Source organism: Acinetobacter sp. AOR43_HL (assembly GCF_027854635.1).
GTDB classification, from domain to species: domain Bacteria; phylum Pseudomonadota; class Gammaproteobacteria; order Pseudomonadales; family Moraxellaceae; genus Acinetobacter; species Acinetobacter pittii.
Genome location: NZ_JAKTHX010000032.1, coordinates 261,990 through 283,953, shown reverse-complemented (window position 1 = coordinate 283,953; position 21,964 = coordinate 261,990). Strand labels below are relative to the sequence as shown.

18 protein-coding genes are annotated in these 21,964 nt (G+C 38.6%); 9 read left to right on the top strand and 9 right to left on the bottom strand.

Annotated elements, in window-relative coordinates:
* The first annotated feature begins 240 nt into the window (after positions 1 to 240).
* Together MKL33_RS16535 and MKL33_RS16530 are read left to right on the top strand one after the other, a co-directional pair.
* The gene (locus MKL33_RS16535) at positions 241 to 1,461 is read left to right on the top strand and encodes an acetamidase/formamidase family protein (protein ID WP_270907364.1); all 1,221 of its coding nucleotides are present in this window, start codon (positions 241 to 243) and stop codon (positions 1,459 to 1,461) included.
* Positions 1,462 to 1,591: 130 nt separating this feature from the next.
* Positions 1,592 to 2,011 carry a hypothetical protein gene (locus tag MKL33_RS16530; protein WP_270907363.1) on the top strand — a complete coding sequence of 140 codons (420 nt, stop codon included), beginning with the start codon at positions 1,592 to 1,594 and terminating at the stop codon, positions 2,009 to 2,011.
* A 71-nt stretch (positions 2,012 to 2,082) separates the two neighbouring features.
* Here MKL33_RS16530 and MKL33_RS16525 read toward each other — a convergent pair whose 3' ends face one another.
* Positions 2,083 to 2,841, bottom strand: coding sequence for an AcfC family putative adhesin (locus MKL33_RS16525; RefSeq protein WP_270907362.1), 759 nt, complete (start codon positions 2,839 to 2,841; stop codon positions 2,083 to 2,085).
* Between the two features lie 241 nt (positions 2,842 to 3,082).
* On the opposite strand from MKL33_RS16525, the gene MKL33_RS16520 reads away from it, so the two are divergent.
* Positions 3,083 to 4,279, top strand: a complete 1,197-nt coding sequence (locus MKL33_RS16520) for an alpha/beta fold hydrolase (RefSeq protein ID WP_270907361.1) — start codon at positions 3,083 to 3,085, stop codon at positions 4,277 to 4,279.
* A gap of 68 nt (positions 4,280 to 4,347) precedes the next feature.
* Here MKL33_RS16520 and phoR read toward each other — a convergent pair whose 3' ends face one another.
* From phoR to MKL33_RS16505, 3 genes are all read right to left on the bottom strand, one after another.
* Positions 4,348 to 5,706, bottom strand: coding sequence for a phosphate regulon sensor histidine kinase PhoR (phoR, locus tag MKL33_RS16515; RefSeq protein ID WP_002121907.1), 1,359 nt, complete (start codon positions 5,704 to 5,706; stop codon positions 4,348 to 4,350).
* A gap of 9 nt (positions 5,707 to 5,715) precedes the next feature.
* Positions 5,716 to 6,426, bottom strand: a complete 711-nt coding sequence (phoB, locus tag MKL33_RS16510; protein ID WP_000650776.1) for a phosphate regulon transcriptional regulator PhoB — start codon at positions 6,424 to 6,426, stop codon at positions 5,716 to 5,718.
* A 254-nt stretch (positions 6,427 to 6,680) separates the two neighbouring features.
* Positions 6,681 to 7,352, bottom strand: coding sequence for a TetR/AcrR family transcriptional regulator (locus MKL33_RS16505; RefSeq protein ID WP_000224580.1), 672 nt, complete (start codon positions 7,350 to 7,352; stop codon positions 6,681 to 6,683).
* Between the two features lie 210 nt (positions 7,353 to 7,562).
* On the opposite strand from MKL33_RS16505, the gene MKL33_RS16500 reads away from it, so the two are divergent.
* Positions 7,563 to 8,396 (top strand): SDR family NAD(P)-dependent oxidoreductase, encoded by an 834-nt coding sequence (locus MKL33_RS16500; protein WP_002121857.1) that lies wholly within the window; start codon positions 7,563 to 7,565, stop codon positions 8,394 to 8,396.
* A 57-nt stretch (positions 8,397 to 8,453) separates the two neighbouring features.
* Here MKL33_RS16500 and MKL33_RS16495 read toward each other — a convergent pair whose 3' ends face one another.
* The 5 genes from MKL33_RS16495 to MKL33_RS16475 form a co-directional block, all read right to left on the bottom strand.
* Positions 8,454 to 9,821, bottom strand: a complete 1,368-nt coding sequence (locus MKL33_RS16495; protein WP_017387596.1) for an MATE family efflux transporter — start codon at positions 9,819 to 9,821, stop codon at positions 8,454 to 8,456.
* A 106-nt stretch (positions 9,822 to 9,927) separates the two neighbouring features.
* Positions 9,928 to 11,082, bottom strand: coding sequence for a pyridoxal phosphate-dependent aminotransferase (locus MKL33_RS16490; protein ID WP_031968728.1), 1,155 nt, complete (start codon positions 11,080 to 11,082; stop codon positions 9,928 to 9,930).
* 28 nt (positions 11,083 to 11,110) lie between these two features.
* The gene (locus tag MKL33_RS16485; protein WP_069036304.1) at positions 11,111 to 12,421 is read right to left on the bottom strand and encodes a DUF445 domain-containing protein; all 1,311 of its coding nucleotides are present in this window, start codon (positions 12,419 to 12,421) and stop codon (positions 11,111 to 11,113) included.
* Positions 12,422 to 12,434: 13 nt separating this feature from the next.
* A complete protein-coding gene (locus tag MKL33_RS16480; protein ID WP_270907360.1) occupies positions 12,435 to 12,998 on the bottom strand; it encodes a CC0125/CC1285 family lipoprotein in 564 nt (187 codons plus the stop codon).
* 59 nt (positions 12,999 to 13,057) lie between these two features.
* Entirely contained in the window at positions 13,058 to 13,597 is a 540-nt protein-coding gene (locus MKL33_RS16475) for a DUF924 family protein (protein ID WP_002121850.1), read from the bottom strand.
* Between the two features lie 168 nt (positions 13,598 to 13,765).
* Here MKL33_RS16475 and gshA point away from each other — a divergent pair, with 168 nt between their 5' ends.
* From gshA to MKL33_RS16450, 5 genes are all read left to right on the top strand, one after another.
* Positions 13,766 to 15,343 carry a glutamate--cysteine ligase gene (gene gshA / locus MKL33_RS16470; protein WP_270907359.1) on the top strand — a complete coding sequence of 526 codons (1,578 nt, stop codon included), beginning with the start codon at positions 13,766 to 13,768 and terminating at the stop codon, positions 15,341 to 15,343.
* A 16-nt stretch (positions 15,344 to 15,359) separates the two neighbouring features.
* Complete coding sequence (locus tag MKL33_RS16465) at positions 15,360 to 15,881, top strand: disulfide bond formation protein B (protein WP_002121896.1); 522 nt, start codon at positions 15,360 to 15,362, stop codon at positions 15,879 to 15,881.
* A 158-nt stretch (positions 15,882 to 16,039) separates the two neighbouring features.
* A complete protein-coding gene (locus tag MKL33_RS16460) occupies positions 16,040 to 19,375 on the top strand; it encodes a type VI secretion system Vgr family protein (RefSeq protein ID WP_161282653.1) in 3,336 nt (1,111 codons plus the stop codon).
* A complete protein-coding gene (locus MKL33_RS16455; protein ID WP_004745242.1) occupies positions 19,375 to 19,824 on the top strand; it encodes a hypothetical protein in 450 nt (149 codons plus the stop codon). The genes MKL33_RS16460 and MKL33_RS16455 overlap by 1 nt, the downstream gene beginning before the upstream one ends.
* Positions 19,825 to 21,960, top strand: coding sequence for a glycoside hydrolase family 73 protein (locus MKL33_RS16450; protein ID WP_119685216.1), 2,136 nt, complete (start codon positions 19,825 to 19,827; stop codon positions 21,958 to 21,960).
* Positions 21,961 to 21,964 lie beyond the last annotated feature (4 nt).

Here is a 21,964-nt window from a genome sequence, read left to right as displayed (position 1 = left end):
GAGAGCAAAAATATTAATATGATTGAAAATTAATAAATAAAAATAGAAAGAAATACTTAAGTTAGACTTAAGTCGTAATTTTAATCTTATTTGAAGATAAGTTATTAAATCTAAAAAAATTATTTAATTTTATAAATATGAAGCGCTTTTTAGATATTACACAACTTTAGCCTTGGCACAATGCTTGCTACTTGTTCAGGACTTTACTGTAACTTTCATATTTTTTTAGGTTCTGAAATCATGTTAAAAGTTAAACGCCTGACAGCTTCGGTTTTATCTGTACTTTGTATTTCACTCAGCCATGCCAATGATTTTAAAGTTTTAAATCAAATTTCAAAACAACCTACTCAACTTCAAACTGGGAAATATAAAGGTAATTATTATGTTCCATCTACTTTAAATACCATTACATGGGGCTATTTACCAAATCGAGATGCTAAACCCGTGCTTACTGTTCCGTCGGGTAGTGTCGTAACATTTGATACGGTTTCTCATGAAGGTTTGCTTGAAGACCAAGGGCGTAATGCTGAAAAGTTTTTTAAATCGAAGGGTGTAAATTCTAATCAAATATTGGAAGATGCAAAAATAATTACGCAATCAAATTTAAAGCATGATTTTCATAAAGATGGGCCGCATATTGTGACAGGCCCTGTTGCAATTGAAGGCGCACAGCCCGGTGATATTCTGAAAGTTGAAGTACTTAAAGTTGAGCCACGTGTTCCTTACGGTGTGATTTCAAATCGACATGGTAAAGGTGCTTTAGTAGGGGAGTTTCCTAAAAAAGTAAAGCAAGAAAATGCATCGGCTGAGCATCCTGAACGCTATGGAAATGTATCGATTTTTACCCCAATCGAAAAAAATGCTAAAGGTGAGTACGAAGGTGTATTAAAAACAGAATCGGGTAAATCAATACGTTTTCCGCTCTATCCTTTTATGGGAATTATGGGGGTAGCAGCCAATACGTCTGAGCCTGTTCACTCTGTACCCCCTGCAATGTATGGCGGAAATATTGATATTAATGAACTAGGTGCAGGTTCAACTGCGTATTATCCTGTTCAGGTTAAAGGTGCATTATTCTATACGGGTGATAGTCATTTCGCGCAAGGCGATGGGGAAGTGGCATTAACGGCACTAGAAGCTTCAGCCCGCGCCACACTGAAATTTACCTTACTCAAAGCAGGTAAGGACAAAATACCGGGCAAAGATTTAAAACAACCTTTGGCTGAAAATGCTGAGTTTTGGATTACACCGGGACTTGATGAAGATCTTGATGAAGCGATGAAAAAGTCTACACGTGAAGCCATTCGTTTCTTAAACCAAGAATACGGTATTGATGAAGCGACAGCGTACGCCTATTTAAGTGCCGCAACTGATTTTGAAGTTTCACAAGTAGTAGATAAAACCAAAGGGATCCATGCAAAAATCAGAAAAGCTGATTTTAAAGAGTTTGAGAGTAAATAATTGAGATGACCTAAGCTTGGTATTTAAAATATTAAATACCAAGTTAATTTTATTTTAACTATTTATAAGTTTTATATATTTTATAATTAAGTATAATAAATCTCACATATATTGATTAGTATAAAATCTAATGCAATCACTTCCTAACGTTCTACTATATTTGGCTGCACTATTAACATTCTGTGCCGCATTACTTCATTTTTTTTGTGTGTTCTGGGGAGCAAATAGTTTTCGGTTTTTAGGGGCTGGTAAAAGTATTGTCCAGATGGTCGAAAGAGGGCACTGGTATCCTAATTTTACAGCTATAACTGTGGGATTAATTCTAACTGTATGTTCTATGTATGCCTTCTTTGCAGCAAAGGGAATACAGATATTACCTTTTACCAAAATTATTCTGTCGCTTGTTGCAGCGGTTTTTCTTATCCGTGGTTTTGCTTTTCCATGGTTAAAATCAAAATTTGTGGGAAATAGTGATTTATTTTGGTATATCAGTTCAGCCTTTTGTTTAGTACTAGGCACTTTATATGCCGCAGGCGTATATTTAATTTGAAACGAATATATTCTAGGTGAACTAGAGTGAATAATTTTAAAAAATAAAAGGGAGCTTGGCTCCCTTTTTAATTATTTAGTCCAACCATATTTTTTGAAAATAGTATTGCCTTGTTGTGAAGATAGAAAATCTACAAAACGTTTAGCCTCGGCATCTTTTAAACTATGTTTAGTCAAGGCTACACCTGTGTCACGATAGACAACTAGCTCTGGTTCGATAGGAATAATTTGTCCAACGTCTGGGTTACTGATTCCCCAAATATTAAAGACTAACCAAGCATCATAGCTGCTATTTTCTTCCCAGTTTTTCTTGGCAATACCTGTGTTGGCTGCATAGGTAACAATATTCTTTCGAAAAGCTTTTGTTAATTGGATATTTCCAGTTCTGCCAGCGATATCTTCCCACATACCAACTTGACCTGCACCATGTGTAACTAAAACCTTAACGCCAGATTTAGCGAGGTCTTTAAATCCTTTAATATTTTTAGGATTTCCTTTTCTCACCAAAATCGCTGCGGGGCGTAAATATAAAGGTTCAACCGAGTCTTTTATAATTTGCTCAGAAAATGTATTTTCGAAATCAGACATCATGGCTTCGGAACCACTATAGATAACATCTGCATCTAGTTTCGCTTTTTCAGACCATTGAGCAGTAGGACCAGAAGTCACATGAACTGCTATTCCTGTCTTATTAGTGAATTGTTTGGCGGCTTCTTTCATAGCGGGTGCTGGCCCACCCGGACCATATACTTGTACATCTGCAAAACTATGGATAGATAGAGAACCGAGAATAAGAAAAATCAGGTAGGGTATAAATTTTTGTTTTAGCATTTTAATCGCTATCGTAATTAAGAAAATATCAGCATATATTTTTTATTATTAAAATTGGATTAATTTTTGCAACGATATTTATAATATATATTCTTTAAAATATATTTAATGAGATTTTAAGAGACTATATAAATGTAAATTATTTTGAGTTGAATATAAATATAGAAGATTCTATGGTAATTTATATTTTATAAATTAATTATTTAATTAGATGTAATGTAAATAATAGAGGAGTAATCCCTTGATTAGAAAAAGTAATTCTTTTTTAAAAATTTTATTTAGCAGTATTTGTTTGGCATCTGGTTCTGCTATGGCTGCTCCAATTACAGATTTGGGTAAGCAAATTGTGAGCGAAAAACCGGGTTCAATATTGTCGCTAGAACAGCAAGCTGTGACGGATTTGTTTCCTCATGCAGATCAGCGTTTGTTGGTCAATTATCGTAGTCGAGGTATTCAGGGCGAACCTATTGTTGCATCGGCTTTTATTTTATTACCAAAAGGAACGCCACCCAAAAATGGCTGGCCGATACTTGCTTGGGCGCATGGTACGACTGGAGTTGCTGATACTTGTGCACCTTCGGGCGACTATGTGGGTGGGCCAGTTCACTCATATCAAGAAGTTGCTTCCAAAGCTTTAGATGGTTGGCTTGCACGTGGCTATGCAGTAGTCGCACCTGATTATCAAGGTTTAGGTACATTAGGCGCACATCCCTATATGAATGCAAAGAGCCAACTGCATACAGTGGTTGATGCAGTGCGTGCATTACATATGCTTAAGCCAAAAGATTTCAATAAACAATGGTTGGTAATGGGGCATAGTCAAGGCGGGGCTGCGGCAATTGCGGTGTCTGCCTATGGTCAAAAAGATGCTCCCGAACTAGATTTAAAAGGCGCAATCGCTCTTGCGCCAGGCGGCTATCAATATGAAGGCATTGCAGAATATGTGAAAACTAATCCGAACCCAGAACCTAGTGTGGCTGCTTTTTTCCCAATTGTGTTATTGGGAGTACAAGCAGCAGAACCAAGCATTGTTCCTGAAAACCTAGTCAGTCCAGAAATGAACATGGTGCTAACTCAAGCACGTAGTCGCTGTTTATCTGAACTTCAATCTGATTTGAAGAAGTCACCTTCTAGCATATTTCGCCCTAACGCAGACTTAAAACCTCTTTTGGCTTATTTAAAACAGCAGTCTATTGAAAATATGGTGCCGACTGTGCCTTTAATGATTGTTCAAGGCTCTAAAGATCATTTAGTCGACCCTAGAGGGACATCTGCTTATTACCAACAGCTATGTAAATTAAAAAAACCAACTATTTATCAAACGATTGATGGTGGCGATCATCGTGATGCACTGCGTCAAAGTAATACTTTTGCCACTCACTTTTTAAATGTCATAGAGAAAAATCAGACAAAATCTTATTGCTCAAATTTTAAGTAAATTGGTTTAAATAATACAAAAAAGCCGACTTTTCATGAGTCGGCTTTTTAAATGTGAGAGGGCCAAATTTAGGTCATGTTATAGAGTCTTTCTTTTGGAAAAACTGCGGTAAATGTTGATCCCTCGTTTTCTTTGGACTGCACATCTAAATAAGCGCCGTGTTGCATAAGCACGTGTTTTACAATGGCTAAGCCTAAACCTGTACCACCTGTTTGACGACTACGATCGCTATCAACACGATAGAAGCGTTCGGTCAGTCGTGGCAAATGTTTAGGGTTAATTCCGATGCCTGTGTCTTGCACACTAAAGTAAGCATGTTCGCCATCATCATGCCAGCCAATGGTAATGGTTCCACCTTTTGGTGTGTACTTGATGGCATTGGTAATTAAATTACTAAATGCGCTGGCAATTTCCATGTCAGAACCAATCAGGTCACAGTGGCTATCAATATGTAAATTGAGCGTGTGTCCATAATCGGCATTGTAGGCCTGAGCATCATCAAACAGTTGATTCATTAAACTCGGCATTTCAATAATCTGGTTTTTTGCGATTTTCTTGTTATTTTCTAAATTCGATAATAGCAGTAAATCATTGACCAAAGCATTCATACGCTTGGTTTGTGACTGCATTTGATCAAAGGCTCGTTTCCAGCGTGGGCTAATATCTTCTTGGTCGGTAAATGTTTCAATATAACCACTCAGCACCGTTAATGGCGTACGAAGTTCATGCGAAATATTATCGACGAAGTCTTTACGCATTTGCTCAAGGTTGTGCATACGAGTCACATCGTAAGCCACCAATAAACGACTTTCTCCACCAAATCTTGTGAGTTTAACCTGCACATAACGGTCATCATCAAAATTTGAGTGAAGCTTAATTCCATCAGGTGCCTGATCAATATTGTTAAAATATTCAATAAAAGTAGGCTGACGTAAAATCGTTAAGAGGTTTCGGCCACGATCGAGAGGGCTGATCCCTAACAAACGTTCAGCAGCAGGGTTCCACCACTCGATTTGATGTTGATCATCAATGAGTACAACCGCTTCAGCAAGAGCAACTAATGAAGACTGAGCCCGGTCAATTAAACCGACCATTTCGGCCTGAACAATTCGTTCTTGGCGCTGGGCACGGTAAACATTAAATAACAATGCCCCCCAAATCCCGTTAAGGTTTGGAGGAACGTCATAAGGTTTATTCGCAATCCAGTCATTGACCAGATATAAAGAACGCAATTGGAGTGTAAAAAACACCACGAAGGCGATAAAAATACAGCTCCAGAAATACCCAATACCGAAACCGACTAAACCGGCAATAATTAGAAAAAATAATAAAAGCCGTAAATCTTGTTTGGCAAACGTCCATAAACTACTGTAGCGAGAAAGCTTTTGTTCACGTACCTGTTCAGGGACGGGGTAGGGTTCATACATAAATCTTGGTTAACCTGCGGCTAAATCTGCACGTGTTGAGAAACGGTAGCCAGTTCCACGTACAGTCTGAACAAATCGGTCAACACCAAAAGGTTCTAACACTTTACGCAAACGACGGATATGCACATCGATAGTGCGGTCTTCAATATATACATTACCGCCCCATACCTGATCGAGCAACTGGGCACGCGTATATGCACGTTCTGGATGGGTCATAAAAAACGCAAGTAAGCGATATTCAGTTGGGCCCATATCTAAAATGCTGTTGCCAAAGCTAACACGCTGGCTTACAGGATCAAGAATTAAACCATTGGCATCAATTGTTTTTTCACCACTTAATGCATTTGCACGGCGAAGAACTGCCTTAATACGTGAAACCAGTTCACGTGTTGAGAAAGGCTTCGTCATGTAATCATCTGCACCCGCATCAAGACCTTGTACTTTATGGTCTTCTTCTCCGCGAGCGGTCAGCATAATCACTGGAATTTCTGCTAAATTCTCATCACGTTTTAAGCGGCGACATAAATCGACACCACTTACGCCTCCAGGTAACATCCAATCAAGCAAGATAAGCGCCGGACGTTGGTCGACGATAATTTGATGAGCCTGTTTGGCATCTTCTGCCTGTAAACACTGAAAGCCTGCCATGTCCAAAGAAGTATGGATCATTTCACGAATAGGAAGCTCATCATCGACAATTAAAATATAGTCATCTTTCACAACGCAATATCCTATAGATTTAACGGTGAACCGTTTTGTAGTTATGACAGGCTTATTACAAAGATTAATTATGACAATTTCATTGCAGAAAAGTCTATAAAAATGAATTTAGCAATAATTTGTGACAAAACTAAGGCAAAGGTATGACCAAATTATGACATCTAAGCCTTAAACTTTCTAAAATCATTCAATAGGTTATCACCTTAATTGCTTAGCTATTTTTTCACATTTTTGGCTGTCAAAAAACTTTAATATTATTTTGAAACTTGAGCTAATAAAGATAAAAAAACGATACGGCATGCAGTTAAAACCTGCTCAAGAGACTGCTCAAATCCTCCCATCACCCAACGAATTGCAATTTGAGTGACATATCCATTCAAACCAGTTGCGATTAAAGAAAGCTCATTTTCATGGTGCTGAATTTGGGGCATGGTCAGCATAACGAAGGCTTGAATCATGCGATCAAATTGCGCAAGTGTTTCTTGAATGGTGGCTTGATTATGTAATTCTTGCACCAGAACTGCATCGACATAGACAATACGAGCTAATCTCGGATCATCTTTTAATGTCGTCAGCAGTGCTCTTAAACCCGCATCAACCATTTTTTCGGGATCGGGCGCAGCTTTAATCACGGCTTGCATCAGATTTTGCTGTAATTCTTCAATCATTTTTAAAAAGATGGTTTGAAATAAATCTTCACTCTTTTTAAATGATTCATAAAAATAACGTTCGGTGAGTTTTGCCTCTTGGCAGACATCTTTTACCGTCACTGAAAAAAAACCAAGGGTTCCATAGGTTGCAATACCCGCTTCAATCAGCTTTTCACGGCGTGCCTCTTTACGTTCAGATAGAGATAACCCTTTGAACTGACGTTCTTTACTCACACTTTTTGTTTTCTTTTTACTGGTTGAGTCGTTAGTCGCCATAAATAAATTGTTTCCTAAAGAATGGTTTCCTAATTTATAGGTTTTGGCCAAATATGCTCACTATGATAAAGCCCTCAGCAGAATTGTGCCATTCTATCTGAAATTACAGTGTACTATATTGACAATGTGTATTGTCAAAATTATATTGAAGGTGTCTAAAGTGCACATGCAATGAACCGGTTGTGCAAATCGAAAAACAAAGGATGGACAATGAAAAATTTTAAAAACAAAGTCGCTGCAATTACGGGCGCGGGTTCTGGCATTGGGCAACAGTTAGCAATTCTTCTGGCAAAACAGGGCTGCCATCTTTCGTTGAGTGATATTAATGAAAAAGGATTACAACAAACTGTCGAGCTTTTAAAGCCGTACAGCAATATTACTGTTACCACCAAAAAGCTTGATGTGTCTGACCGTGAAGCGGTAAAACAATGGGCGCAAGAAACTGTGCAAGATCACGGTTCTGTTAACCTGATTTTTAACAATGCTGGCGTTGCGTTAGGCTCGACTGTTGAAGGCGCAACCTACGAAGACTTAGAGTGGATTGTTGGAATTAACTTCTGGGGTGTCGTATACGGTACTAAAGAATTTTTACCGTTCATTAAGCAAACTCAAGATGGGCACATTATTAACATCTCGAGCTTATTTGGTTTGACTGCTCAACCGACACAATCTGGTTATAACGCAACTAAATTTGCTGTGCGTGGCTTTACCGAATCGTTACGCCAAGAGTTGGATATTGAAAAAAGTGGCGTGAGTTCTTTGTGCGTACATCCGGGGGGAATTCGTACCAATATTGCTAAAGCTGCAAAAATGAGTGATAGCTTGAGTACTTTAGGTATGGACCCAGCTAAATCGATTCAAAACTTTGATAAGTTTCTACGTACTCCACCAGAAGAAGCGGCTCGTCAAATCTTGGATGCCGTTTTGAAAAATAAACGCCGTTTATTGATTGGTAGTGATGCAAAATTTCTTGATGCATTGCAGCGTTTGTTCCCAACAGGATATCAACGTGCTTCAACTGTTGTGACCAAATGGATGAAATAAGATTTAAATAAAAAAAAGCCATCAAATGATGGCTTTTTTTATGTGGCTTGGATGGTTCTAAATAAGAACTTTGATCGTCTTTTTCTTCCAAATAAATTGATAATACAAGCCTTGAATAATACATAGACTGACAAATGCCAAGGCATAGGCAACCCAAATGCCTTTAAGTCCCCACATTGAGCTAAACCAGTAAGCGCATGGAATTTCAATAAATAAAATGGCAGAGATGTTAATCAGCATTGGAACAGTCACGGTACCGCTCGCACGCATGATAGATGCAAAAATGGCACCTGCGCCAAAGAATAAAATCGCCCAAAGTACAATAAATAAAAGCTGTTGACCTAACACCACCACAGTTGGGTCGGTAATAAACAAAGCCATTAAATATTTTGAAAATAGATAACCAAGTGCAATTAAGGCACCTGTAAATAAAAAGTTCATTCCCAGAGCCGTGCGGGTTACTCGCGCTAATAGATCTGATTTACCGGCACCAATCGCTTGCGCTGCAAAAATTGAGGCTGCGATGGAGATCGAAATCGCTGGAAACTGAATATAGTTGAGCACCTGATTCACTGCTCCATACGCTGCTGTAGCATGTGAACCATAATGGTTAACCAACCCAACAATAACTAAACCCGCCATTGAGGTGGTAATCATTTGAATACCAGTTGGGACGCCTAAGCGTAAAATAATTTTGCTCAGTTCTGGATTATGACGGATATGTTGCAGAAGTTGACGATTCGGCCGAAGTGAATGATTTTTCTTGTTAAGATAAATCGCGAGAAAAATTAATATTGCGATATAACTAATAATTGATGCTATAGCAGGAGCAATAATCCCTAGGGCAGGAAAGCCAAAATAACCTTTGAGAAGAATTGGTGTAATAATTACACCGATGACACTGGTTAAAGCTAGAGCCAGTAAAGGGGTCGTACTGTCTCCCACACCACGTAAAATTGAGGTATAGATAATATAAACGAACAGAAGTGGACTACCCGCCAACATCCATTGTACATAAGGCAAAGCAAGATGCATTACCTTGGGATCTGTACCTAAAAGCTCCAAAATATCATGGGCGAAAAACACACCAAGAATCGCGGTAATAATTCCACCAATGATGGTCATAAACAGGGTAGAACCGACCACACTTTGGACTTTCTCTATATTTTGCGCACCCCATGCTTGCCCTACTAAAACAGTAGTACCCGTTGAAATCCCAATAATAAAAGCGAGTAGCAAAAATAAGATAGGGAAATATACAGAAACTGCCGCAATTGCATCTACTCCCATCATTTGACCAACAAAGATGGTGTTAATAGTTCCCGACAAGTTCTGCAAAATATTGGTTGCAATCAAGGGTAGCAAGAAAACAAAAAATGTTTTCCATAGATTTTGCTGTTGAATTAAGGACTGTCTTGGTGGCATGTATTCTCCATCGCCCATCTCTTTGTTGAGCTGGGCGGATATTCAACTTAGCATATTTGGAGTGAATGACTTGTAGTATTTTTACAGTGCTAAGTGGCTAAATTTATTAACATTGATTCAGAATTTCTCCTGCTTTTTGCAGAGTCTCATCATTTTTAGCAAAGCAGAATCGAATCAAGCGTAAAGACTCAGGCGCTTGCTGGTAGAAAACCGAAACTGGAATAGCCACAATCTTGTGTTGCTCGGCAAGAAACTGGCACATTTCCACATCGTTTAAGTCGGGACGAATTTGACTATAATCAAGATTTTGGAAATAAGTACCTTGAGAAGGTTTAAGTAAAAAACGACTATTGAGAATTGCCTGATTAAATCGATCTCTTTTCGTTTGGTAAAACTGAGAAAGCTCTTGAATATGTTCTGGATGTTGCTCCATATATTGCGCTAGAGCAATCTGACAAGGGGTCGTACCACAGAAATTCGCATATTGATAAATCTGGCGGAATAAACGCATCAGCTCAGGTGAAGCGACGCAGTAACCCGTTTTCCATCCCGTCACATGAAAGGTTTTTCCAAAAGAACCAATCACAAAACTACGCTCTCTGAGCTCTGGAAAATGCAATGCGCTAAAGTGTTGTTGACCATCAAAAACTAAGTGTTCATAGACCTCATCGGATAAAACCAGAATATTTTTATCTTGAATCAGTTCAATGAGTTCTAACCAGTCTTGTTTTGCCCAGATCGTACCGGTTGGATTATGGGGCGTATTCACCACAATCATACGGGTTTTGTCATTAATCAAATCTTTAACTTGTTGCCAGTTCACCTTAAAGTCAGGTGCTTGCAACGCAATATGAACAGCTTTACCGCCTGCTAACTCGACAGAAGGGCCATAGCTATCATAACTTGGGTCAAAAATAATGACTTCATCACCTGCATTGATGCAGGCTTGTATGGCACAAAAAATTGCAATGGTTGCGCCGGGAGTAATCGTGATTTGAGTAACAGGATCAAGTTGAAGTTGATCACGCTGCTGAAATTGTAAAGCGAGTTGCTCCCGTAAACCGAGAATGCCATCGCCAGGCGGGTACTGATTATGTCCAGCTAAAGTCGCTTGAGATAAGGCTTCAAGTAAGGCTTGTGGCGCCGGAAAATCTGGAAAGCCTTGTGACAGGTTGAGTGCACCTAGACGATGTGCTAGTGCCGTCATGGTACTAAAAATAGTCACGCCTTGAGTGGCCAATTTTGACTGTAGCTGAAGCATATTGTTCTCTTATTAAAAATATTTAAAGTTATAAAATTGACTCAATCACTGCCCGAATTACACCGAGTGTCAAACCAATAAATGCACCCACTACAACACCATTTACTCGGATCATATGCAAGTCGCCACCGACTTCATTTTCAATTTTCCCGATCATTTCACGTGAATCCCATTCATGAATTCGTTCACTCACATAGCGTATGATTTTATGGCTATATTGATCCGTAAAGTTCATGGCAAGTCCTGTCATTTCTTTGTTGAGAACTTCACGTACTTTTACATTTTGAACGAGATTTTCACCCAACTGCTGAATCGCAGCTCGCAGGTTCATTGCAATACCAGAGTCTTCTTTCATTAAATCTTCTTTAATGGCATCACACAAAATAGTGACAGCACCACTAATAAAATTTAGAACTTGAGGACTATCAAGGAGTGCATCTTTACCGCTGTTAAGGCGTTGACTGGCAACACTATCGGATTTCGCTAGTTCCAGCATGAGTGAATGTGCAATCGTTTCAATTTCTTGTCGCCATGGGTGTTCATGGTCGGCCAGCATCGATTCTACTTTTTCAACCAATGAGTCGATGGTACGTTGTTGAACATCAATACCAATCCAGCTTGCGCCTCTTGCAAGTGACCAGACGCCCAGTGCTTTAAACATTTTTCGGGTTAATTCACGGGTTTTATCCGGGTTTTGCACCACCCACTCATGGGCAATATCGAGACCACGTTGTAAAACGTCTTGGTGGAAATCATTTTCCAACACTGCACGTAGCATTTCACTGGCGAGTTTGTTGACTTGGGTATTACGCACCCATTGCACGCTGTTGTTTTGCACGAAATTAGCAATTTGCTCTTGGCTCACAAATTCAAAAATTTTCGGTACAGTTTGCTGAATGAGCTGCACCACTTGCGTATTGTTTTGCGGACTTGCCAACCATTGACCAATTGCGAGGCTTAAGTCTGTTTTTTCTAAGCTTTTTTCGACCACTTGAGGCGAAAGAAAATTTTCCTGTACAAAACGGCCCATTGACTCGGCAATGCGTGCCTTGTTACGCGGAATAATCTCGGTATGGTCCCGTAAAAACTTAGGAATCGGTAACTTACCAAAAGGGTTCCGAAACAGAACTGTAATCGCGTACCAATCGGCTAGACCGCCAACTACACCTGCTTCGGCCCCTAGCATCAAAATATGAATAAAACCTGTGTACTCTGGCAGAAAACGGTCGGCTACCATCAGTGCAATCCACAGCACAACGACGATGATCAGCGCTAGGGTAGCAAAATATTTACTACGTTTAAGACTGGGCACGTGGTGAACTTCTTCTGCCATGCTCATAAATTTATCCTATTCATTTTTGTTTTACTGGAGGCTCGGGCGGTGGCAATAATTCTCCTGTCGGACTCAATCCATATTTTTGTCCGATAGATTTGAGAATTAACGTTGCATCAAAAGCATCTTGAGGAGCCTGCTTTTGATCCCGATAACATTCAATAGTATACGACACTTGAACAGGGTCGATATTGACCACTTGTGGGAAATCATAGAACGGATCATGCCAGAAACCCGGATAGCGACGACCATAGCCATAAGGATAAAAGCTTGGAGCAGATGGATAAACCACAGCCTGACGTGGTGGTTTCTGACTTTGGTTACTTGGGTCATTCAGTACTTTAAAAAAGCGGAAACCTTTTTGTACGGTCGTTTGCGCTGATTTTACCAAAGTGATTTCTTCAGCTGCACCGTAACTCATATTCGGATCGGCTTGAAAACTAATACGAAATGTTTGCGTATTTAAAGGGTATGCGGAAAACTGGCCAAGTTGATCAAAGGTTTTTGGTTTACTTGGAGTCGTTGCACAAGCAGTTAAGGTTAAGGCAGTGCCTAAGGCTAAACAAAGAGAGAGATATTTCATGGTGAACTCCCAGCTGAGCATTAAAACAAAGATGACTCAGCATTAAAAATTAAGAAGCTTTAAAAACTACTGTTCGGTTCTAATAAAAATTCGGTTTCCTCTGGAGTAGAAACACGCCCGAGAATGGTATTGCGATGAGGATAGCGTCCAAATCGATCAATAATGACTTTATGCTTTTTCTCAAAGCTCAAGTTAATTTCATTGCCAAGACGTTGAAATAGTTTCAAGGCAAATTCATGGATCAATTTTGATTCACTATGCATAAATGGCATATATAAAAAAGAGCGTTGCTCTGGATTAAGCTGTGCATCGAGTTGCAAACTAATTGCTTCTTGTGCCAAAGCTAATGCCAAGCTGTCATAGGCAAAAGATTGGGGCTGATCACGATAGATGTTGCGAGAAAACTGGTCTAGTACAATAATCTCTGCCAAACGACCTTCTGCTGTTTTTCGCCAAGACCAGAGTTCTGCTTGAGTTGCCTGTCGATGAACATCAGAAAAATTTTCACGGATTTTTTTGTCAAAATCATCACTTTTTGCAAACCAAAGTGAACGGTGTTCAGGAGAAAACCAGAAGTTTAAAATGTCTTGTTCGTTCATGATATTGACAACTCTTTAGCAATTATTCTTCAATAAAATCACAATTCTTTCGTGTCTTAAATAACAAGATTGTGATAAAAATTGCCAAACTGGAATGATGTGATTATATAAGTAACCGTATCATCTCACGATTTTGTATATAGTGATCTTTAATAAGCGAGCAAATGCATGAGTCAACCCACTACACCATCTCAATCAGTTATTCCTGCTTGGGTGGATTCGTCGCTACTACAAGGCATGTTACGTGGAATAGAGCGTGAAAGCCTACGTATGCAAAGTAATGGGTTCTTATCACAAGAGTTACATCCGAAAGCATTAGGTTCAGCTTTAACACATCCAAAAATTACGACTGATTATTCAGAAGCGTTGATGGAGTTTATTACTTCACCTAAGCCAACGATTGAAGAAGCTCTGCACGAGCTCACCGATATTCATGCGGTTGTGCATCGTCATTTAGAAAATGGTGAGAAACTCTGGCCGCTGTCTATGCCATGTATGTTAGATGACAATGAAGAAAGGATTCGTCTAGCACAATACGGCACCTCTAATATTGGTCGTTTTAAAACACTATACCGCCGTGGACTGGGAATTCGATATGGTCGCCGTATGCAGACCATTTCAGGCGTGCATTACAATTTATCTTTTCCAGATACACTTTTTGCCGAGCTACAAGCTCATGAAACTGACGAACAATTAAAATCATTAAGTTTGCAGGATTACCGTAGCCATCGTTATTTTGGCCTTATTCGTAATTTTATCCGTTTAACACCGTTAGTTATGTTTTTAGTGGGCGCTAGCCCAACAGTATGTCGTTGTTTCTTAACTGGACATAAACATCAGTTGTTACCTTTAATCAAAGGTTCATACTATTTACCGTATGCTACAGCTTTGCGCATGGGACGATTGGGCTATCAAAACTCAGCTCAAAAAAGCTTAGGTATTCATTACAACAATTTGACTGGCTATCTGGATGGTTTACAAAAAGCCGTTCATTCTCCTTACCCACCATTTAGCCGTTTAGGGTTAAATGATGCCTCTGGTGAGCCGTTGCAAATTAATGATCATGTTTTGCAGATCGAGAATGAATATTACAGTCTCGTACGCCCAAAACAGGTGCCTCAAAAAGGTGAGACGCCGTCTCAAGCCTTGAAAAATCGAGGAGTGGGATATGTTGAGCTACGTGCTGTTGATGTAAATCCATACTCGGCAATTGGTGTTGATGAAACGACAGCAGGCTTTCTTGAAGTGTTAGCACTTTATTGTCTGTTAAGTGATAGCCCAGACTTGTTATGTCCTGAGCAAGACTTGGTTGAGAAAAATCAGACCGAGGTGGTAAACCGAGGTCGAGCACCGAACGCAACCATTACAGATTTAACAGGGTCATATCACATCGAAGATTGGGCACGTTTATATATTGCAAAAATGCAAGATTGTGCACAGCTACTCGATCAGACCTACGCAACGGACTTGTATGGTTCAGCATTAGCGATCATGCAAGCACGAATTGATGAAGTTGATGAGACTTTATCTGCCCATGTTATTGACGATACGTTAAAGCATGGTGGAACTTGGAGTTTTGGTAGCCACATGGCGCAATTACATGCTGAAAGTTATGAACAGCATGAGCTTAGTGTGGAAACCTTGAAACATTTTGAACAATTGGCTGCACAGTCGTTACAGCAGCAAGAACAACTTGAGCAAGATACTCAGGTCAGTTTTGATCAATATCTTGAACAATATCGATAATAAAACGAGGTTTTACATGCGATTAAGTTACCGTTTGGTGAGTGGGCTACTTGTTTTAGCAAGTATTGTCGGCATGTCTTTTGCGTTGTATCTGGAACATGTAAAAGGTTTAGAGCCATGTCCGCTCTGTATTTTTCAACGTGTTGGCTTAATGGCGATGGGCCTTGTAGCACTCATAGCCTTTTTGCATAACCCAGTTTCCAATGCGGTTAAACGTTTTTATGCATTTTTAGCAGGCATCGCAATTTTATGGTCAGTAGGTGTGGCAGGACGTCATGTCTGGTTGCAACATTTACCACCAGATCAAGTACCAAGCTGTGGCCCAGGTTTAAATTATTTAATTGATGCCTTACCAATGAAAACGGTTTTACAAGAAGTATTGTCGGGTTCAGGTGAATGTGCAGCAATTGATTGGACCTTTTTAGGTCAATCTTTACCAGTTTGGTCATTGGTCTATTTCCTCTTACTATTACTGGTCTGTTTATGGCAGTTATTCCGTTTTTATCCAGTATTTAAGACAACCAAAAAAAGAGCTTAAAGCTCTTTAAAAAAGCCCAACACTATGTTGGGCTTTTTATTGCTTGGGAATAGGTCAAAATATAAAAAAACGAATTAAAAAAAAGCATAATCATGTAGACAGATAGTTCTGTTTTTTATAAAGTGCAGCTGTTTATATATCCTTATGATTATAAAAAAATGCTTTTTAATATCTTTAATGTTTTGGAAAAAATAGGGTTAAGTGCGCAGAAACGTGCCGTCCATGTGCAATTTTCTAATGAACTACTCAATAGCCAAGTTTTTTTACAACGTATAGAAGGCCAACATCAGCTAAATGGGGGATTGGAAGCTGAGTTGATCTGCCTTTCAACGAGTGCCCAAATTGCATTGAAGCAGTTTATAGGTGTGCAAGTTGCCGTTGATCAGGTCACTGATTCTGGACAATTATTTCGAACTACTGGAATTGTAACAGAAGCGAGTTATGGCCAGAGTGACGGTGCTTTAACGCTTTATAAACTCACCTTAAAAGACGCGACAAACTTATGGCACAAGCGCCGTAATAGTCGTGTTTTTATGAATAAAAGCATTATTGAAGTCACGGAAGTTTTATTTAAAGAATGGCAAGAAAGAAGTCCACTTTTTGCGACAAGTTTAAGTCTTGATCTTAGTGGATTAAGTCAGAGTTATGATATTCGCCCATTTATCATGCAGCACAATGAGTCTGATTATGACTTTCTTACACGCTTGTGGCGAAGTGAAGGCGTTAGTTGGGTAATTGATGAAGCAGAGCTTTTTGTTCCTCACTTTACTGCACCTATACAACCTCAAAAACTAAGACTCATTGATGACAATAGCCAGTACCAAGCTTTAGAACGACGCAGCATCCGTTATCACCGCAGCAGTGCAACAGAATATCAAGATAGCATTACGGGTTTTGTTGCGGTGCGGACTTTGCAGCCGACTGCTGTACATGTGCAACGTTGGCAACCTGATGCTCTAGCACATGAAGAAGGTGTAGGTTCAGTTATCACTACACACCTACATTCAGAGCAATTTGATTCAGCGAGTTTAAGTCTTGAACAAGCATGGCATCTTAGTCCAGCTTGGATGCAAGATTTGAAAGGGGAAGATCAGGCTACTGCTTCAAGTAGTAATCAGCTAGAGAAATTGAATCAGCAATTTACGGATATGTACGCGAGTCGGGCCAAATATTTTAAGGCTTATAGTAGCGTCCGTGATAGTCAAGTTGGCTATTGGTTTAATTTACAGGAGCATCCTGAAATTGATCAGCATGAAGGGGCTGATCAAGAGTTCCTGATTATTGCTAAAAATTTTTATAACCAAAATAACTTACCAAAAGATTTACATCAGCAAGTGAGCCAGTTGTTAACCCGAAGTCGTTGGGATAAACATGGTTATGATGATATTGAGCGCCAAGGTAATGAGCTGACCCTAATACGCCGTCAGATCAAGACGGCACCTGAATATAATCCAGAACAGCATCGCCCAATTGCTTACCCGCAAAGAGCCAAAGTCGTGGGGCCAGAGGGAGAGACTATTCATGTTGATGAATGGGGGCGCATTAAGGTGCGTTTTCTATTCACCCGTAGTGATGATCATAGCCATGACGGTGGCGCGGGTAGCAATGACAATGATACCGACTCAGCTTGGGTGGATGTACTAACGCCTTGGGCAGGCGAAGGTTATGGAGCACGCTTCTTACCACGTATTGGTGAAGTGGTGGTCATTGACTTCTTCGATGGCAATATTGACCGTCCATTTGTGACTGGGCGCATCCATGAAGCGCAGCGCTCACCAACCAAGTTCGATGTGAAAGGGCAGCTTCCTGATACTAAAAAACTGAGCGGAATTCGCAGTCAGGAAATCAGTGGTAGTGGCTTTAACCAATTACGTTTTGATGACACAACGGGGCAAATTAGTACCCAATTACAAAGTAGCCATGCAGCGACACAGCTGAATTTGGGTAATTTAAGCCATCCGAAAGAACAAGCGACGAGCCAAGGCCGTGGAGAAGGCTTTGAGCTTAGAACAGATGCTTGGGGAGCTGTGCGTGCAGGTAAAGGCATGCTCATCAGTACCTATGCACAAGAGCAAGCGATTGCAGACCACTTAGAGGCCGCACAAGCACAATCCTTACTTTCACAAGGTTATGAAAGCATGAAAATGCTCAGTGAAGTTGCAGCAAAGCAACAGACTGATGCTTTGAACGTGATTAATCGCTTACCCAAGTTCATCCAGTCACTTGAGCTAAAAACTACAGGACAGGCATTAGATAGTACGGTGAACCTATTTAAAGAAGGGATTAATAACGATCCTATTCACGCTTTAAAAGACTGTGGTGGCTTTATTCAAGATATTGGTGCGCTAGGGGGAAATGCAAAAGGCGTTGTAGACGAATTTAATTCTTTTTTTAGCGATGCCAAAGATGCGGTAGAAAACTTAAAAGCATTTATTGAAAATGTTGAAGAGCATGGTGCTGACATCGTTAAAGGAAAACTTGCCAGTATTAAAGACCGCATTCATAAAAATCCATTTGAAAGTATTCAAGAGGTTGGAAAAGTCTTAGCGAATGTCGAGACTAAAGACTTTGACATGATGAGTGTATGTGGAACGTTTAGTAAAGGCAGTAAATTGGAAGTATCACCTTCTAAAGCATTAAGTTCTTTGCAAGGCTTTATGGAAGGTTATACCCAAGGTTTAGAAAGTAGTTCCGATACTAAACAGCAAGAACAAGGCAAAATTTTTAGACAAGCCTTGATGTTATTAGCATCGCCAAATGGCATTGCCTTGACGACACCTGAAAATATTATTCTGCAAGCTTCGCAAGATATTGCTGAAAGTGCCAGCGGTTCAATTAATTTAAGTGCACAGAAAAATATCATTGGGCATGCGCAAGACAAGATCAGTTTGTTTGCCGCGCAAAAGGGTTTCCGTGCTTATGCAGCAAAAGGAAAGCTCGAACTACAAGCACAAGACGATGCCATTGAAGCAATTGCTAAAAAGGTCATTAAGCTCATTTCTACGGAAGAAAAAATCGAGCTTACGAGCCCAAAAGAAATTGTATTAACGGCAGGTGGATCTCAGCTCAAAATTAATGCAGATGGTGTATTTTCAACAACAGGTGGCAAGTTTGAAAGTAAAGCTGGGCAGCATTTGTTTACGAGTGGGGCAACAGTAAATGCTGAGTTGCCGAAAATGCCTGAGAGTGGAATGTACAGTAAGAGAATTGATTTAAAAAATCTTGTACCAGAAAATCTTTTGAATACAGAATTAAACTATAAAATTATTAATCAAACGAAAAAAGTAGAATATATTGGTGAATTAGATGAATTTAGAACAAATCGTTTATTTTCAGATGCTTCCGATAAAATAGAATTTAGATTTATTGACAGCGAAAATGGAGAAAATGGAACAATGTTCATAAGTTTATCGGATCCTGATGATGAGCTATTCAGTTGTTTAAATGAAATGAGCACTGAAGATGATATTGATGAAAATAATGGAGTTGAGTAATGAGTAAGATAGTATCGATTTTATTATTTTTTATAGCTAGTTCTGCTTTAGCAGCTGAAAAATGTGATTATAAAGTTCAGTTTGATGATACGATTCCTGCAAATGTATCCTCCATAAAATTAGGGAAGGCTAAAAGCTATACGAAATTTGAAGTTAAGCCGGATTATTTTGAAACTACAATACAGGATTGTGCTTTTAAAAATAATAAATATTATATTTTATCTAGTTCAATTACCCACCCTGCAAATACATTAGCTCAGTCAATATTGGTGGTAAGTATTTTTGATAAATCTGGAAGCTTAAATGAACATAAATTTATAAATAAAAAATGGACTTGTGAAATAGATGATGGTTTTTATAAAAAAAATAATAAATTAGAAGTCCTTTATAGTTGTGCAGATAAGTCAGAAAATTTGAAGTATAATAAATATGCGGTTGAGGTAAAATAAATGGCTTATACATACGAAGATAAACTAAATTTTATTGCTTCAATCTATTGTTCTGTTAGGAGAATAGCATTTAAGAAGGATGTAAGTTGGGAAACGATATTAGCTCAAGCCGCTCAAGAAACTGGGTGGGGAGAAAAAATATTAATAGGTACAAATAATATATTTAATATAAAGGCCGATAGTAGGTGGAAGGGTCCTAAAAGTAAGCATTTAGTTTGGGAAGATAAACCTGATGGAACGCGTGTACAGGAATATCATGATTTTAGAAATTATAAAGATTTTGATGAAGCAGTTGAAGATAGGGTTAAATTTTTAGAAGAAAATCAAAGGTATCATAAATTTTTCAGTAATGGGGTGAGAGGCATATTTGAAAGGGAAGCTCAAGCATTGGAAGATGCTGGATATGCTACACATAAGGAAAAAAATAAAGCTACAGGAAAATTTGAATTAGTATATGCAGATAAATTAATAGAGGTATTTAGAGGGCCTTCAATGAGAAGGGCTATAGCTAGAGGTGAATCTAGTGGACAATGCACTATTGTGAATGCTGTATTTTTAGATGATGATAATAGCAAAGAAGTAAATAAAGAAGTTGAAATCGTCATAGATGGAAATATCAAGATAACAAAAGTTACGGATAGTAATGCGATTATTAAGGGTATAGTTGTAAAGCCAAATGGAACTATTAGCTTTAAGAAAGATAATATCATTGTTCCAGCTAAAATTCCTTCAGCTAAAGCTCCTCTAAATATTAAAATTACTAAAGCATCAACCCCTGTAACAGATAAATTAGATCAACACAATGGCAATCCTTCTAAGAGAGAAACTCCTGTAGAAAACTCAAGACAAACACAATCTTCTATACCAGCACCAAATGCTGATAATGGTCTGGTTTCTTTTAAAATAAAATTTGTAGAAAATGATACTAATAAAAGTATTAAAAATTTTTCGTATGGAATTTTTTACAAAAATAAGATGAAAGAACATGTTGCTGATAGTAGAGGTGAAGAGCAGATCCGTGCAGAATCTGGTGCAAAAATTACTATTTATGTTAAAGATTTTTCTGGGAAACTTAATCAAAAAATTGAAGAATTTAATGTTCAAGAGAATATATTAAAAACCATTAAAATTCCAATTAGAGAAATAAAAGTGTTGATAATGGACCACTCTTCAACAAGGGCTATGGGAAATTATCATATTATTTCAGAATATAGAGGTTTAAAGAAAAATAAATATACACGAAATGATGGCAGAATCACTTTAAAGGGTTTAGCTGGCTTTGGAGTAAAATTAACTATACCCTCAGGTCAAGTCGTGTTACCGGAAACATATTTTGATAATAAAGTTTTATTTTATAAACGGGCTTTGTTTGAAAAATATGAACAGCCTGCTTTTGCAAAAACAACTCCACCATTAAAAGCAGATGGTGAAATTGTTGTTTCAAAAAATAAAACTGCACCAATATCGCAAAATGATGTACGTGGAAATAATGGGCATCCTATTAAATTAGTCAGTAAAGAAGGCACATTTGAAGTAGAGACTTACTTGGATACTACAAAAGCACTAGCATCGAATTTAAGTTATGAAATAGTTTATAAAGGACAATCTCGAGTCCATATAAGTGGAAGTACTGGGCGTAAATTACATAAATGTGAGATAAATCAAGAAATAAGTATAAAGTATAAAAGTGGTAATAAAATATTAATTGAGAAGTATACTGTAATTGAAAATATGTCTCCTATTAAGATTTATATAACAAAATCTAAAGGAGGGTTTAATAAAGCAATTTTTGCCCAAACTTTAAGAGCAAACTCTACGGCAAAAAGCCGTGGGTTGTGCGCAATGTATGTCCGATTAGCTTTTGAAGCAGCTGGTGGAAAAGTTAATCCTAGACCTGCTTCTGCTTATCAATATGTAAGAGTTATGCAGGATAATGAATTTAGAGAAGTAGATAAGGATGGATATACGCCACAAATTGGTGATATATATATAATTGATAGATTTGGTTCACATGTGCATGGGCATATTTCTGGTTATGATGGGTCACAATGGATTTCGGACTTTAGGCAAAATGGAATAAATATCTATAGAGGAAGGCCTACCATTAGTTATAGAATTTTTCGGTATTATGATTAGAGGA

Coding starts and splice junctions, on each gene's coding strand:
- phoR (WP_002121907.1), bottom strand. CDS start 5,706: ATGTATGAACCCTACCCCGTCCCTGAACAGGTACGTGAACAAAAGCTT.
- MKL33_RS16535 (WP_270907364.1), top strand. CDS start 241: ATGTTAAAAGTTAAACGCCTGACAGCTTCGGTTTTATCTGTACTTTGT.
- MKL33_RS16490 (WP_031968728.1), bottom strand. CDS start 11,082: ATGCTTCAGCTACAGTCAAAATTGGCCACTCAAGGCGTGACTATTTTT.
- MKL33_RS16455 (WP_004745242.1), top strand. CDS start 19,375: ATGAGTAAGATAGTATCGATTTTATTATTTTTTATAGCTAGTTCTGCT.
- MKL33_RS16450 (WP_119685216.1), top strand. CDS start 19,825: ATGGCTTATACATACGAAGATAAACTAAATTTTATTGCTTCAATCTAT.
- MKL33_RS16480 (WP_270907360.1), bottom strand. CDS start 12,998: ATGAAATATCTCTCTCTTTGTTTAGCCTTAGGCACTGCCTTAACCTTA.
- MKL33_RS16495 (WP_017387596.1), bottom strand. CDS start 9,821: ATGCCACCAAGACAGTCCTTAATTCAACAGCAAAATCTATGGAAAACA.
- MKL33_RS16500 (WP_002121857.1), top strand. CDS start 7,563: ATGAAAAATTTTAAAAACAAAGTCGCTGCAATTACGGGCGCGGGTTCT.
- gshA (WP_270907359.1), top strand. CDS start 13,766: ATGAGTCAACCCACTACACCATCTCAATCAGTTATTCCTGCTTGGGTG.
- MKL33_RS16530 (WP_270907363.1), top strand. CDS start 1,592: ATGCAATCACTTCCTAACGTTCTACTATATTTGGCTGCACTATTAACA.
- MKL33_RS16475 (WP_002121850.1), bottom strand. CDS start 13,597: ATGAACGAACAAGACATTTTAAACTTCTGGTTTTCTCCTGAACACCGT.
- MKL33_RS16525 (WP_270907362.1), bottom strand. CDS start 2,841: ATGCTAAAACAAAAATTTATACCCTACCTGATTTTTCTTATTCTCGGT.
- MKL33_RS16465 (WP_002121896.1), top strand. CDS start 15,360: ATGCGATTAAGTTACCGTTTGGTGAGTGGGCTACTTGTTTTAGCAAGT.
- MKL33_RS16505 (WP_000224580.1), bottom strand. CDS start 7,352: ATGGCGACTAACGACTCAACCAGTAAAAAGAAAACAAAAAGTGTGAGT.
- MKL33_RS16485 (WP_069036304.1), bottom strand. CDS start 12,421: ATGAGCATGGCAGAAGAAGTTCACCACGTGCCCAGTCTTAAACGTAGT.
- MKL33_RS16460 (WP_161282653.1), top strand. CDS start 16,040: ATGCTTTTTAATATCTTTAATGTTTTGGAAAAAATAGGGTTAAGTGCG.